Origin of the sequence: Dyella sp., assembly GCF_036568765.1 — a bacterium.
Classification (GTDB): Bacteria; Pseudomonadota; Gammaproteobacteria; order Xanthomonadales; family Rhodanobacteraceae; genus GSA-30.
Genome location: NZ_DATCRY010000018.1, coordinates 1 through 13,075, shown reverse-complemented (window position 1 = coordinate 13,075; position 13,075 = coordinate 1). Strand labels below are relative to the sequence as shown.

The window sequence follows — 13,075 nt, the reverse complement described above, 5'->3', positions numbered from 1 at the left end:
CCTGCCGTTGCCGAGAGCGCGCCCGCCGTGCGCCCCAATGCCAACTCGCACGTCTATACCTGCATCGCCATCGGTCCATTCGCCACGCCGCTGGATATGCGCAATGCACGAACCGCCTTGAGCACGCAGGCCGTGCGTATGCGCTCGCGCCAGGAGCAGACGACGCAATCGCGCGGCTGGTGGGTCTATCTGCCGGCGAGCTCCAGCCGGGATCAGGCGCTGGCACAGGCACGTCGATTGAGCGCAGCCAATATCAAGGATTATTTCGTGGTCGGTGCGGGGGATCAGCCCAATACGGTTTCCCTGGGGCTATTCAAGGATCCGGCCAATGCGCGCAAGCGTCGCGATGAGATTGTCGCGGCGGGCTTCCCCGCCCAGATGAGCGAGCGTACGGAGACCGTGCCCGAATACTGGCTGGATCTGGCGGTGGCGGATAACGCGCACTTCGACTGGCGCAGCCGCGTGCGTGTCCAGGGCCTGGGCTCGCACAGTACCGGCTGTTTTTGATCCGGTTTCTGATCTTTGCCAGAACCTAGTAAACTACCCAGCCCATGCCGGCATAGCTCAGTTGGTAGAGCAACCGCCTTGTAAGCGGTAGGTCGTCTGTTCGAGTCAGACTGTCGGCACCAGAAAAAGAGAAAGCCCGCGAAAACGCGGGCTTTTTTTGTGGGCTACAAGCTCTTTCGCCACACCCGGTCATCGTCGATGCGATCGCCCAGGGTGAACGTGCAGCGGCCCACTTCGGCAAAGCCGTAACGCGAGTAGAAGCGCTTGGCTCGCTGGTTATGATCGAAGACGGTCAAGTAGATTTCCGGGGCGCCTTGTTCGCGCGCGTCGTTCAGTGCCCACGTCATCAGCCGATCGGCGATACCTTGCCCGTGCCACGCACGCAGGATGTAGATCTGCTGCAGTTCCAGGGCACCGGGTTGTGGCTCGGGTGCCGGCGCACGTAGCGGTGAGAGTTTGGCGTATCCGATCGTCTTTTCGTCGGTTGCGGCAATGAGCCAGCGGACAGCAGGGTTATCGAGATCGCACTCCATGGAACCGCCCGGTCCATACGACCGATCGAGGAAATGCGCGAATGGTGCTTCGTCGTAGAGGTGCGCAAAGGTATCGGCGAAAGCTTCGCGCGCCATGGCGCGCAGCGAGATGGCATCGGCTGCGGTTGGTGTGAAGTAGCGAATGGCAGTCATGCGGTCGAAGCCTCCGGCTGTTTGCCCGAAGCGGACATGTTAGGCCGGTGTTGCTTGTGTCGCCGGTGCCGATGGTCACCTCAGGAAATCGCGAAAAGCGTTGTGTGGCTTATATGTGCGAGGTTGCCCCTTACCCCGACCCTCTCCCCCGGCGAGCCAGGGGAGAGGGAGCCTGGCTGAGGCGAACATCAATATTTTGCACTTGCGTTGGCTGGGAGAGAGCCGGGGTGAGGGGCAGCTCTTCGATCACAAAAAAGCCCGCTAATTCGCGGGCTTTTTTCATCGCACGACTGCCGCTTCAGGGCAGCGGCAAGCCGATCGGGTTGCTGTGCATCGAGCTGCTGAGAGCCGGGAACGGATCCACGCCGGCCAGGGTCTTGATGTCGTTGAGCGAGACTACGTCGCAGGTAATCGAGTCATCGTTGACGCACAGATAAGCGGCCGCGCCCTTGCCCGGCTCGTAGACGGCCTTCCAGGTGTATTCCGGCACGGCGACCTTGTCCTTGCCGATGGTCGGAATGTTGTCCGGATCGAAAGCGGGGCCAGTCACGACATAGACTTCGCCCAGCTGGGTGGCAAGATTGCGCACCTGCGCTTCGATCTTCGCCCACTCGCCGGTGTTGAGCTTGTGATCCTGCGGCACGACGTTGGCCATGGAGAACGATTCCTTCTCCGAATCGATGGTCGATTCGTCACCGGCGGGTGTCATGTGACCACGGTCGTAACCGCTATTGGTGTAGTCCGAATCCTGCGAGCGGTCGGCGGTGGGGATGCCGGTTTCCTGATGGAACGAACCGGTGCGACTGATCGAGTCGGCGCCGGCCACTTGTGCCGCGGTCAGGTGCTGGGCGGAATACACCGGGTCCTTGGTGACGCCCGACGCCAGTAACACATATTCGGTGTGGCATACCTCGGTGGTGCGCGGCGTCAGTGACGCATCGATGCTCGGATTGCTGCCGCTGACGAAAAAGTTCGGACAAGCAGTACCTGCAAAGCAGGCGCCGGACACGAGAAAGCTGACCGCAAACAGCCACTGACGCATATGCATGTTGTTCCCCAGCTGGTTGAAAGGAAACCAGGACGTTACGGAGTCGCCATTGCAATGACGTGAATTCCGACAAGAAATGTTCGAATTTGCGGACGCGGTCGCGATGCATGAAATTACGACAGTCCGGCGCAAGCCTGGCGAATTGACGGCCGTTATCGCTACAGGAAAGATCGTCTCATGGTGCAGGCATTTCCCACGGGCATGTCACTCAAGCTGGCGCTGCAAGGCGGCGGCGCACACGGTGCGTTCACATGGGGCGTACTCGATCGCCTGCTGACGATCCCCGGCATTGCGGTCAGTGCAGTATCCGGCACCAGCAGCGGTGCGATGAATGGCGCGGCCCTAGCACAGGGTTGGATGCGCGGTGGTGCCGCTGGCGCACGTGATTTGCTCGCGCAGTTCTGGGATGCGGTGTCGCGTCAGAGCGCCATGCATCAGTGGTTCGCCGCCGGCATGCAAGCGCTGCACGATGCATCGTGGCTGACACCCGGCGCATCGCCGCAGGCTTTCAACGCACTGCGTCCGATCGTGGAGGGTACTTTCGATATCGAGTCGCTGCGCCGCTCACCGATCGCGTTGTATGTGGCGGCAACACGTGTGCGCGATGCCGCGTTGACGGTATTCCACGGCGATCGGCTCACTCACGATGCCTTGCTTGCCTCGGCCTGCCTGCCGCCCTGGCATCCGTTGATCGAGATCGATGGCGAGGGATATTGGGACGGTGGTTTCGCCGGTAACCCGACGCTGGAGCCGCTGCTCGGTTTGCCCGGCGACGACATTTTGTGCGTGCTGGTGCAACCGCTGCGCCTATCGGCAGCGCCGCAACGACCGCGCGATATGATCGACATCTCCGTGCAGCAGGCGTTCGGTGCGGCGTTCTGGCGTGAGCTGCGCGATCTGGCGAGCGCCTGGCACCGGATCGATTCGAGGCTCTGGCTCTCGTCGGAAGAAAAGCACCTGAAGCGACTGGAGCTGCACGTCGTGGCGCCAGCCGACGCGTTAGGTACGCAGGATACGCGTCAACATCGTCTGCGCCAGTTGCATGAGCAGGGCTGGGCCGCCGCGGATGCCTGGTGGCGGACGGAAGGCGAACTGCTGGGCCAACGTGGCGGAAAAGTAGCCTGGATTGACAGGTTCGGCCTCTAACTCCCCAATTTCAAAGGTATAACGGGCTTCCTGTAAACTTGGGAGGGTCATCCCGGTCGCCTAGCGTGACGTATTGAGGAAGCATGGGTAAGCATCAGGCAATTTCGTTGATTGGCGCACCGACCGATATCGGTGCAGGTCATCGTGGCGCGTCGATGGGCCCGGAGGCCCTGCGCGTAGCCAACCTGGCTGAGAAGCTCGGCCGGCGCGGACTGGATGTGATCGATCGCGGCAATCTGCAAGGGCCGCTCAATCCCTGGCAGCCGCCGATCGGTGGCTACCGCCACTTGCCGGAGGTCGTCGCCTGGAACCGGGCGGTATTCGAGGCTGTATCGGCCGCCTTGGGCGAGCACCGTCTGCCGATCGTACTCGGTGGCGATCATTGCCTGGCGATCGGTTCCATCAGCGCCGTGGCACGCCACTGCCGGGCGCAGGGCAAACGCCTGCGCGTGCTCTGGCTCGATGCGCATGCCGATTTCAACACCGCCGAGGTTACCCCCTCGGGCAATATCCACGGCATGCCTGTAGCCTGCTTGTGCGGCACGGGGCCGCGTGAGCTGATCGAACTCAGCGGGCATGTGCCGGCAACCACACCCGAAACCTTCCGCCAGATCGGTATCCGCTCGGTCGATGAGGGCGAAAAGCGGTTGGTGCGCGAGGCAAACGTCGGGATCTTCGATATGCGTCATATCGATGAAGTCGGCATGAAGCGTACGATGGAAGAAGCACTGGCCGATGTCGACGAGAATACCCATCTGCACGTCAGCTTCGATGTCGATTTTCTCGATCCTTCGATCGCGCCGGGTGTGGGCACCACGGTGCGCGGTGGGCCGAACTACCGCGAAGCGCAGTTGTGCATGGAAATGATCGCCGATACCGGACGCCTGGGTTCGCTGGATATCGTCGAACTGAACCCGGCTTTCGATAAGCGAAACCAGACGGCGAAATTGGCCGTAGACTTGGTCGAATCGCTGTTCGGCAAATCCACGCTTATCCGCCATTACTCGTAAAGCCACCCATCGCTCATGCAGACTCGCGTCCTTACAGGTATTACCACCACCGGCACCCCGCATCTGGGCAACTACGTTGGCGCCATCAGGCCGGCTATCGCGGCCAGCCGCCGCGCCGACGTGGATGCGTTCTTTTTCATGGCGGACTACCACGCGCTGATCAAGAGCGACGATCCGCAGAGGATCGAACGCTCGCGCCTGGAAATCGCCGCGACATGGCTGGCCGCCGGCCTCGATCCGTCGCGTGTGACGTTCTACCGCCAGTCCGATATTCCCGAGATTCCCGAGCTGACCTGGTTCCTGACTTGCGTCACAGCGAAGGGTCTGCTCAATCGCGCGCATGCTTACAAGGCGGCGGTGGACAAGAATGTGGAGGCCGGCGAAGACGCCGATGCGGGTGTGACGGCGGGTCTGTACATGTACCCGGTGCTGATGGCCGCCGATATCCTTGCGTTCAACGCGAACCAGGTGCCGGTCGGTCGCGACCAGATTCAGCATATCGAAATGGCACGCGATATCGCACAGCGCTTCAATCACATTTACGGCGGCGATTTCTTCGTGTTGCCGGAGGTGGCCATCGAAGAACAGGTCGCCACGCTTCCCGGCCTGGATGGCCGCAAGATGTCCAAGAGCTACGACAACACCATTCCACTGTTCGCTGGCGGCGCCAAGCATCTGCGCGAGACGATCATGCGTATCGTCACCGATTCGCGATTGCCTGGCGAACCGAAGGATCCGGGGAGCACGTCGCTGTTGACCATTTTCAGCGCATTTGCGAGCGAACCGGAAACCGCCGCGTTTCGCAAGGCGCTTGAGGATGGCATCGGCTGGGGCGAAGCCAAGCAGGTCATGTACGAGCGTATCGAAGCCGACGTGGCACCGATGCGCGAACGCTATGACGAGCTGATCGCCAAGCCGCAGGTCATCGAGGACATTCTGCAGGAAGGCGCGCGGAAGGCGCGCGCGGTGGCCGCTCCCCTGATCGCGCGGCTGCGCGACACGATCGGTCTGCGTTCCGGCGCGGCGTTGGCACCGGCAGCCGACAAAAACAAACCTGAGGGCAAGCAGGGCAAATTGCCGCGTCTGGTCAGTTTCCGCGACGACAGTGGTAGCTTCCGTTTCCGCCTGTTCTCCGCCGATGGCGAAGAGCTGTTGCTATCCCGTTCGTTTGCCGACCCGAAGTCGGCCGGTGTGACGCAGAAGCGCTTGAAGAGCCTGGGCTCGGCCGGCGCCGTCTGGCAGGTGCGTCAGCTTGGCATGGCTTTGGAAGTCGATGGCGAGCATATTGGCGACACGCCCGAGTACGGCGACGAACCGGCACGCGATGAGGCTCTGTTGCGCTTGCGCGAAGCCTTGGATCAGCTCGCCGCGCAGGAGTGACGTGACCGGCGGGCACGACGTTTCAGGGGGAATCGATGCGTTTTCTCGCCATTTTATTGCTCGCACCCTGGCTATTGATTCTTGGCTGGGTCTATTGGGCTTATCCCAAGAGCCTGCCGCGTACGGCAGGGCGGCGTAGCCTGGATGCACTGGTCTTGTTGCTTGCCGCCAGTGCCGCGGTCGGGTGTGCGTTGCTGGGCTTCGATACCGTGCGCGTGCCGCAGGTCGGTCAGTTCGGGCCATCGAGCGGCGCGATCTGGCAACAGGTGCTGCCGGCGCTTTATGGGTATGGGGCCTGTGTGGGCGTGCTGGTGGCAGGTGCGATCCTGCGCGCGATGATCTGGCGGCGACGCTGACGTAGGGCTGCCCCTGACCCCGGCTCTCTCCCCGGGCGAAGCCAGGAGAGAGAGGGAGCCTGACTGAGGTAAGTCTCAATACTTCGCGCTTGCGTAACCTGTTCGCTCTTTTGGCTTCGCCGGGGGAGAGGGGCGGAGTGAGGGGCTCTCAGCCTCGCCGAATTTCGTACGCCTTCAAATGCGCATAAGCCGCCCGCAACACCGCGGCATCCACACCCGGCGCGACACGCGCCAGCATGTCTCCGACCACATGATCCGCCTCGACGGCCTTTCCGCCTTCCAGGTCGCGCAGCATGGATGCGGTCAGCGATGAACCTCCTTCGGTCAACGTTGCACGAGCTCGGGCCAGTACGGCATCGTGCGGCGGATGACCGGCATGTCCGGCAACGCTCCGACAGGTTTCCAGCAACGCGAGCGTGGTCTCCTTGCCGCCGGGCGCCCGCATGATGTCTCCGACCGATGCGCGCATCAGGCAGGTCATGCCGGCGAGCGTGGTCAGGAATACCCATTTATCCCACATGTCCTGCAGGATGTTGTTGCTGGCGCGCGGTTCGAACTTGGCACCGGCCATGGCACTGCGGATCGATGCAATGCGTGCCGACTCACTGCCATCGCGTTCGCCGTAGGTCAGGCTGTGCGAGGTATTGAGATGGCGCACCACGCCGTCGGCATCGACTGTTGCGGCGATGACGCATTGCCCGCCGAGCACGCGGTCCGCGCCGAAACGCTCGTCGAGCCGATCCATATGCTGCATGCCATTGAGCAGCGGCAGGATCGTCGTCTCCGGACCGACCGCCGGCGCGATATCGGCGATAGCCCGATCCAGGTCATATGCCTTGCAACTGAGCAGAATCAGGTCGTAATGCCGGTCGAGCGTCGCGGCGGTAAGCGTCGCCGGCGCATCGCGGTGAAAGTCGCCCAAGCTGCTGCGAAGCGTCAGGCCATCGGCGGCCAGCTTTGCCGCGCGCGCAGGACGTACCAGAAAGGTGACGTCCTGACCGTTTTCGAGCAACCGCCCACCGAAATAGCCACCGATGGCACCGGCGCCAACGACCAGGATACGCATGATGACGAACTCCGCGAATAGACGATGGAAGTATCGCTCAAGTCCATGTGTTGAGGTGAGGTCCGAAAGGTTTGCGCTGCTGACGGACTACACAGAAGCGGTGTCCGCTGGGCGCCTCCATGACCCACCAGCGGTCTTGCACCTTGTTGACGCGCTTGGCGCCCAGACGCTCCAGCCGGTCGGCTTCCGCTTCGATATCGTCGGTCTCGATGTCCAGATGCACACGGCTATCGTGGGTAACCTTCTGCAGCAGGACAACGGGCTCGTCATTCTCGGTATGAAGCCTGGCGTATTTGCCGTCGCCGTCCTCATCGTAGCTTTCCACGTTCTTGCCCAGAGCCAGGCTCCAGAATTCGACGGCGTCGCTAAGGTCGCCAGTCTGGCAATCGATCACAAGCGTGCTCAAGCGGCTATGGTGCATGGCGATCTCCCGCGGGTGCCGCCCGACTATAAAGCCGAGGGTGTAGAACTTTCATCAAGCCCAAAAGTCCACGGATGTCGGTTTAACGACAGCGCTTCTAGGACTAACGCTATATCGGCGGTCTCACGCGACACGGATGATATCCAGGTGTGGCGGCGTGGCCATGCTTTGACGTTCCATGGAAAGGACACACATGTTTCGTTTTATCGCTCGATTTACGTTGACTTCGCTTGCGGCACTCGCCTGTCCCGCATGGGCCGAGGTTGCCCTGGAAAACGCGCAATGGAGAGTGTCGATCGACCCGCAAACGCTTGCTATACAAGCGGCGCCCTCCGGCCGGGAAACCGTCGTTGTATCGTCGGGTGTTACAGCGCATCGGGTAGAAAAGCTAGATGCGTCGGCAACGATGGCGCGTTGGCAATGGGACGACGGTGCTTACCGTGTGGAGGCCCGTCTGGATGGGATGGACCTGGCCTTGACGGTGCATGCCACCCGACCGGGTTCCCTGGACTTCCTGCATCAGCCTGGCGTGGCGATGGGAAACGGCTTGATGCTTCCGCTTGCCGAAGGGCGCTATGTGCCCCGTGGAGACAAGACTTGGCAAAACTTCTTTGCCGAGCACTTCGCGCAAGCCGATTCCACGCAGAACTTGAGTCTGCCGTTGTGGAGCAACGCGCATGACGGATTCACGCCCAACTGGCTGCTGACCGAGCCCTTCCACAATCAGCTGCATTTCCGTCCCGACGGCGACGGTATCGCGATCGGTGTCAGCCATCGGTTCACCTCGCTGGAGGCCTATGCGCCTTTGACCTTTTTGCTGCATCTCGGATCGGATGACGTCCTGGCGGGTGCCAAGCGTTATCGCCAGTGGCTGCAGACAACCGGTCAATTCGAAACGATCGCTGACAAACTGAGACGGACGCCGGATGCCGAAAAGCTACTGGGCGCCACGCATATCTACGTGTGGGGCGATGGTCTGCTCTCACCCAGGGACGTAAAGCGATGGCCGACCTTGCTGGAGGTGTTGCGTGGCAACGATCCATTCGCGCGCACGATCGGCGACCGCTTCGATGCCGATGCGCGCAGATTGATCAAGCAATGGCCGGCTCATCCCACCGCTTATGAAAAACGCGCGCTTGTCGCGGCATTGAATCAAGCCTTGCAGGATGAAGCGCGCTCGCGCTGGATGCACGATCCCGCCGATGCAAGCCTGCTTGCCGAAAGCTATGCCCGGGTCCGCGACCAAGCTGCCGCTGTGTTTGGCCAAGCCTTGCAGGGCGATCCGTCGACGTGGGGTGCCGGCGTCTCGCTGACGACGGTCGAACGCTTGCGCGAGGCCGGTCTTGCGCGGTTGTGGCTCGGACTCGGCGCAGGTTGGGAAGGCGGGTTATGGCATCCGGAGACCGTGTCGGCAGCGGTCCGCGCCGGCTATCTGGTGGCGCCTTACGATTCCTACGAAACGGCGTTGCCGGAGCGCGAGAAGCTCGATTGGACGACGGCGCATCTGGGAAAGAAGGCGTATGAAGATTGCGCCATTATCCGCCAGGACGGCACGCCGCAAGCAGGATTCAAGCAGTCCGGGCACTACACCGATCCTCGCTGTGTACGTCCTTTGCTTGAGGCGCGGGTGCGTGCGGTGCGACAGGCCGCGCCTTTCAACAGCTGGTTTCTGGACGCCTATGGCGCGGGAATGGTCTTCGACAGCTATCGTCGCGACGCAACATTGACCCAGGCTCAAAACGCCGCCGGTAACGTGGCCAATTTGCGTTGGCTTACCGAGGTATTGCAGCTGCCGACCGGTTCCGAGGACGGCAACGCGGTCACGGCGCGCGGCTATCTGTTTGCACATGGCATGCAAACGCCGGTCATGGGGTGGGGCGATCCCGAGCTCGAATTAGGCACGGCCAGGAAAAAACCATCCCCATACAATCTTGGCGGTTGGTACCCGTCCGACGAGCCAAAGATGTTCTTCAAGCAGACGCCGATGAAAGAGCCGTATCGCACGGTGCACTTCGACCCGTTATATCGGCTGCCGCTTTATCAAACGGTCTTCCACGATGCGCTCCTGACGACCCATCATTGGTTCTTCGACAATCTCAAGCTCACCAATGTGCATGTCGAAAACGAGTTGACGCAGTTGCTCTACAACGTACCGCCGCTCTATCACCTGAGCGAAGGCACGCTTGAGGCGCGATTGCCGGCGATGTTACGCATGGATCGTTTCTTTCAACCGTTACACCGCGCGTTGGCGCAACAGGCACTGACGGGATTTGCGTGGTTGTCCGCCGATCGCCTGTTGCAGCAAACGACCTTTGCCGACGGCACGCGATTGGTGGCCAATTTCGCCACGGTTTCGCGCGAGACAGGTGGCGAGCGCTATCCTGCGCGGAGCATTACGGCGATTCGGCCTGGCGGCAATGTTTTACAGTATCGGCCGTAGGTGCCTTGATACAAGAAAGGCGCCTTGCGGCGCCTTTCTCTTGCTTCCGGTACGAATCAGTTCGGCTGGGCCAGATCGTCCAGCAGCGCTTTCAGGAAGCGGGCAGCTTCGCCACCGGTCGCTGCGCGGTGGTCGAAAGTGAGCGAAATTGGCATGCGGCGGTGCACTTCGACGCCACCCATGACCGCGACCACATCGTGGCTCAGTTTGCCCGCGCCAATGATCGCCACGCACGGGGGCACCACCACCGGCGTTGCATAACGGCCGGCGAACATGCCGAAGTTGGACAGGCTGATGGTATAGCCGGACAGCTCCGACGCCGGGATGCTGCGGTCTTCCACCGAATGGCGCAGACGCTTGATCGCGGCACGAATGCCGGCGCCGTCGAGCACGTCGGCATTGCGCAGCGCCGGTACGAACAGACCTTCCTCGGTGTCCACGGCGATGCCGATATCTACGTGGCGATGCAGCGTGCGGGTCAGGTTCTTGCCGTCGAACCATGCATTGAGCGCCGGTACGGCCTTGCAGGCGGCAACGATGGCGCGGATCAGGCGCGCGGTGATGTCCTGCTTGCCGATCCATGCGTGCAGGTCGGCGTCGTCCACCAGAGTGGTCGGGACGACGTTGGCATGTGCCTCGGCCATCACGCGGGCCATGTTGCGGCGGACGCCTTTGAGCTGTTCCGGCTGGCCGCTGGCGTGCACGCTCGGCGAGGAGGTGCGCACCGGCTTGCCGGCCAGCGAGGTTGGGCCACGGGCCGGTTCCGGCTCGGGCAGGCGCGGAGCGAGGTGACGGCCTGCATCGTCCGGTACGGCACGCGCTGCCGCAGCCGCACCCAGCGGAGCCGAACCGTTGGCGGCGGCATCCTTGACGTCCTTCATGGTGACCACGCCGTCGGCACCGGTCGGGCGCACGCGAGCGAGGTCGACCTTGAGCTTTTTGGCCAGCGCGCGCACTGCCGGTACGGCCTTCACGCCGCCGACGGAGCTGACTTGCTCGACATGCACGTGATTGCCACTGACCATCGCGCCGACCACGGTGCCTTCGTCTTCGCGGCCAGGGGTGCCCTTGGAGGCGGCATCGATCTCGCCGCCCTCGTCGGAGGCGACGACCTTGGCGCTATGGTCCGGAGCGGCGCTGCCGACGCTCTTCTTGGGGCCATGGTGATGGCCAGTGGATTCGGCTTCGGCACGCTGCTTGGCATTCGGATCGGGCTCGAACTCGGCCAGCGCGGCACCGGTCTCGATGATGTCGCCGGCTGCACCGTGCAGCTTGGTGACCTTGCCGGTATACGGCGAAGGCACGTCGACCACGGCCTTGGCCGTTTCCATCGACACCAGCGGGGCGTCGAGCTTGATCGTGTCGCCTTCCTTGACATGCCACTCGACGATGGTTGCGTCGGGAAGGCCTTCGCCGAGGTCGGGCAGGTAGAAGGTTTTGATGTCGGCCATGAGTTCGGTTCTCGAGGTATGACTTGATGTTCTTGGAGCGTCGCCCCGGCGCTTGCCGGGGCTCAGTGTCTTTCAGCGTGCGGGAAGGTTTCGTGTGCTTCGCACTGCATGTTCCACTGGATTCCGGCTTTCGCCGGTACGCTTCGTTGTTGTGCTGCTTAGCTTGCCGCCAGCGTGCGCTTGGCTGCTTCCACCACGCGCTCAGTGCTTGGCAGGTACTTCATCTCCAGGCGGAAGAGCGGTATGTGCGTGTCGTAGCCCGTGACGCGCTCGACCGGTGCCAGCAGATCGTACAGGCACTCCTCGGCGACGCGCGCGGCAATTTCCGCACCGAAGCCAGCGGTCTTGGGCGCTTCGTGCACGATCACGCAGCGGCCGGTCTTCTGCACCGATTCGGCGATGGTGTCGAAATCCAGCGGGGTGAGTGTGGCCACGTCGATGACTTCGGCGCTGATGCCTTCTTCGGCGAGCGCGTCGGCCGCTTCGAGGGCTTCCTTCACCTGCGCGCCCCAGGTCACGATGGTGACGTCGGTACCGTCACGCAGCACGAAGCACACATCCAGCGGCAGCGCCTCGCCATCATCGGGCACTTCTTCCTTGTACTGACGGTAGATGCGCTTAGGCTCGAAGAACATCACCGGATCCGGGTCGCGGATCGCGGCAAGCAGCAGGCCGTAGGCGCGTGCCGGCGACGAGGGCATGACCACGCGCAGGCCGGGAATGTTGGTGAACAGGTGCTCGTTCGCTTCGGAGTGATGCTCCGGCGCGCGAATGCCGCCGCCCCACGGGGCGCGCCACACGGCCGGCACGGTGATGCGACCGCGCGTGCGGTTGCGCAGGCGCGCGGCGTGACAGGCGATCTGTTCCATCATCGGGTAGATGAAGCCTTCGAACTGGGCTTCGGCTACCGGTTTCATGCCTTGGGCGGCCATGCCGACGGTGACGCCGGCAATGGTCGTTTCGTCCAGCGGGGTATCGAGTACGCGCAGCTCGCCGAACTTTTCCTGCAGGCCCTGGGTGGCGCGGAACACGCCGCCGTTGACACCCACGTCCTCGCCCAGCACCACGACGCTCGGGTCGTGCGCCATTTCGTAGGCCAGCGCCTGGGTGACGGCTTCGATAAGAGTGATTTGTGCCATGGCTTAGTGGGCCTTCTTGTCAAGCGAAATGGCCAGATCGCGCTGCTTGGCGAGGTCCGCCGGTACTTCGGCGAAGGTGTAGTCGAACATCGCGGTGACGGGCTGGGTCTTGGTCTCGAGGTAGGCGTTGACCTCGTTGTCCATCCACTCGTCGCACTCGGCCTTCCAGGCTTCTTCCTTGGCGTCGTCCCATACCTTCCTGGCCACCAGCCACGCGCGCAGGCGCTTCATCGGCTCCTTGGCCCAGGCGTCCTTCACTTCCTGCTCGCCGCGGTAGCGGCGGGCGTCGTCGGCGGTGGTGTGGTCCGACAGGCGGTAGGTGACCAGTTCCAGCACGCTGCCGCCCTCGCCGTTGCGGGCGCGCTCGAGCGCGTCCTCCATCGCCTTGCGCACGGCGATGATGTCGTTGCCGTCGACCTGGATGC

General features: G+C 62.6%; 13 protein-coding genes and 1 tRNA gene. 7 read left to right on the top strand and 7 right to left on the bottom strand.

What is annotated here, in order from left to right:
• A partial coding sequence (locus tag VIM98_RS01245) for an SPOR domain-containing protein (RefSeq protein WP_331991270.1) occupies nt 1-507 on the top strand: 507 nt, incomplete at its 5' end.
• A gap of 46 nt (nt 508-553) precedes the next feature.
• Nucleotides 554-629, top strand: a tRNA-Thr gene (locus tag VIM98_RS01240).
• A gap of 42 nt (nt 630-671) precedes the next feature.
• Here VIM98_RS01240 and VIM98_RS01235 read toward each other — a convergent pair.
• Both VIM98_RS01235 and VIM98_RS01230 read right to left on the bottom strand, forming a co-directional pair.
• Nucleotides 672-1,193, bottom strand: a complete 522-nt coding sequence (locus tag VIM98_RS01235; RefSeq protein ID WP_331991269.1) for a GNAT family N-acetyltransferase — start codon at nt 1,191-1,193, stop codon at nt 672-674.
• A 298-nt stretch (nt 1,194-1,491) separates the two neighbouring features.
• Nucleotides 1,492-2,241 carry a DNA/RNA non-specific endonuclease gene (locus VIM98_RS01230; RefSeq protein WP_331991268.1) on the bottom strand — a complete coding sequence of 250 codons (750 nt, stop codon included), beginning with the start codon at nt 2,239-2,241 and terminating at the stop codon, nt 1,492-1,494.
• Between the two features lie 177 nt (nt 2,242-2,418).
• Here VIM98_RS01230 and VIM98_RS01225 point away from each other — a divergent pair, with 177 nt between their 5' ends.
• The 4 genes from VIM98_RS01225 to VIM98_RS01210 all read left to right on the top strand — a co-directional run bounded on the left by VIM98_RS01225 (nt 2,419) and on the right by VIM98_RS01210 (nt 6,133).
• The gene (locus tag VIM98_RS01225) at nt 2,419-3,387 is read left to right on the top strand and encodes a patatin-like phospholipase family protein (RefSeq protein ID WP_331991267.1); all 969 of its coding nucleotides are present in this window, start codon (nt 2,419-2,421) and stop codon (nt 3,385-3,387) included.
• Nucleotides 3,388-3,470: 83 nt separating this feature from the next.
• On the top strand, nt 3,471-4,397 hold the full coding sequence (rocF, locus tag VIM98_RS01220; protein WP_331991266.1) for an arginase: 927 nt from the start codon (nt 3,471-3,473) through the stop codon (nt 4,395-4,397).
• Nucleotides 4,398-4,412: 15 nt separating this feature from the next.
• Nucleotides 4,413-5,777, top strand: coding sequence for a tryptophan--tRNA ligase (locus VIM98_RS01215; protein ID WP_331991265.1), 1,365 nt, complete (start codon nt 4,413-4,415; stop codon nt 5,775-5,777).
• 35 nt (nt 5,778-5,812) lie between these two features.
• Complete coding sequence (locus tag VIM98_RS01210) at nt 5,813-6,133, top strand: hypothetical protein (RefSeq protein ID WP_331991264.1); 321 nt, start codon at nt 5,813-5,815, stop codon at nt 6,131-6,133.
• A 148-nt stretch (nt 6,134-6,281) separates the two neighbouring features.
• On the opposite strand, the gene panE is transcribed toward VIM98_RS01210, so the two are convergent.
• Entirely contained in the window at nt 6,282-7,199 is a 918-nt protein-coding gene (gene panE / locus VIM98_RS01205) for a 2-dehydropantoate 2-reductase (RefSeq protein WP_331991263.1), read from the bottom strand.
• A gap of 37 nt (nt 7,200-7,236) precedes the next feature.
• A complete protein-coding gene (locus tag VIM98_RS01200) occupies nt 7,237-7,620 on the bottom strand; it encodes a VOC family protein (protein ID WP_331991262.1) in 384 nt (127 codons plus the stop codon).
• A gap of 193 nt (nt 7,621-7,813) precedes the next feature.
• On the opposite strand from VIM98_RS01200, the gene VIM98_RS01195 reads away from it, so the two are divergent.
• Complete coding sequence (locus VIM98_RS01195; RefSeq protein WP_331991261.1) at nt 7,814-10,060, top strand: glycoside hydrolase; 2,247 nt, start codon at nt 7,814-7,816, stop codon at nt 10,058-10,060.
• A gap of 56 nt (nt 10,061-10,116) precedes the next feature.
• Here VIM98_RS01195 and VIM98_RS01190 read toward each other — a convergent pair whose 3' ends face one another.
• The 3 genes from VIM98_RS01190 to VIM98_RS01180 all read right to left on the bottom strand — a co-directional run.
• Nucleotides 10,117-11,511, bottom strand: a complete 1,395-nt coding sequence (locus VIM98_RS01190) for a dihydrolipoamide acetyltransferase family protein (protein WP_331991260.1) — start codon at nt 11,509-11,511, stop codon at nt 10,117-10,119.
• Nucleotides 11,512-11,669: 158 nt separating this feature from the next.
• Entirely contained in the window at nt 11,670-12,650 is a 981-nt protein-coding gene (locus VIM98_RS01185) for an alpha-ketoacid dehydrogenase subunit beta (protein ID WP_331991259.1), read from the bottom strand.
• Nucleotides 12,651-12,653: 3 nt separating this feature from the next.
• On the bottom strand, nt 12,654-13,075 hold a 422-nt coding region (locus VIM98_RS01180), incomplete at its 5' end, for a thiamine pyrophosphate-dependent enzyme (RefSeq protein WP_331991258.1).

Coding starts and splice junctions, on each gene's coding strand:
- VIM98_RS01235 (WP_331991269.1), bottom strand. CDS start 1,193: ATGACTGCCATTCGCTACTTCACACCAACCGCAGCCGATGCCATCTCG.
- VIM98_RS01230 (WP_331991268.1), bottom strand. CDS start 2,241: ATGCATATGCGTCAGTGGCTGTTTGCGGTCAGCTTTCTCGTGTCCGGC.
- VIM98_RS01225 (WP_331991267.1), top strand. CDS start 2,419: ATGGTGCAGGCATTTCCCACGGGCATGTCACTCAAGCTGGCGCTGCAA.
- rocF (WP_331991266.1), top strand. CDS start 3,471: ATGGGTAAGCATCAGGCAATTTCGTTGATTGGCGCACCGACCGATATC.
- VIM98_RS01215 (WP_331991265.1), top strand. CDS start 4,413: ATGCAGACTCGCGTCCTTACAGGTATTACCACCACCGGCACCCCGCAT.
- VIM98_RS01210 (WP_331991264.1), top strand. CDS start 5,813: ATGCGTTTTCTCGCCATTTTATTGCTCGCACCCTGGCTATTGATTCTT.
- panE (WP_331991263.1), bottom strand. CDS start 7,199: ATGCGTATCCTGGTCGTTGGCGCCGGTGCCATCGGTGGCTATTTCGGT.
- VIM98_RS01200 (WP_331991262.1), bottom strand. CDS start 7,620: ATGCACCATAGCCGCTTGAGCACGCTTGTGATCGATTGCCAGACTGGC.
- VIM98_RS01195 (WP_331991261.1), top strand. CDS start 7,814: ATGTTTCGTTTTATCGCTCGATTTACGTTGACTTCGCTTGCGGCACTC.
- VIM98_RS01190 (WP_331991260.1), bottom strand. CDS start 11,511: ATGGCCGACATCAAAACCTTCTACCTGCCCGACCTCGGCGAAGGCCTT.
- VIM98_RS01185 (WP_331991259.1), bottom strand. CDS start 12,650: ATGGCACAAATCACTCTTATCGAAGCCGTCACCCAGGCGCTGGCCTAC.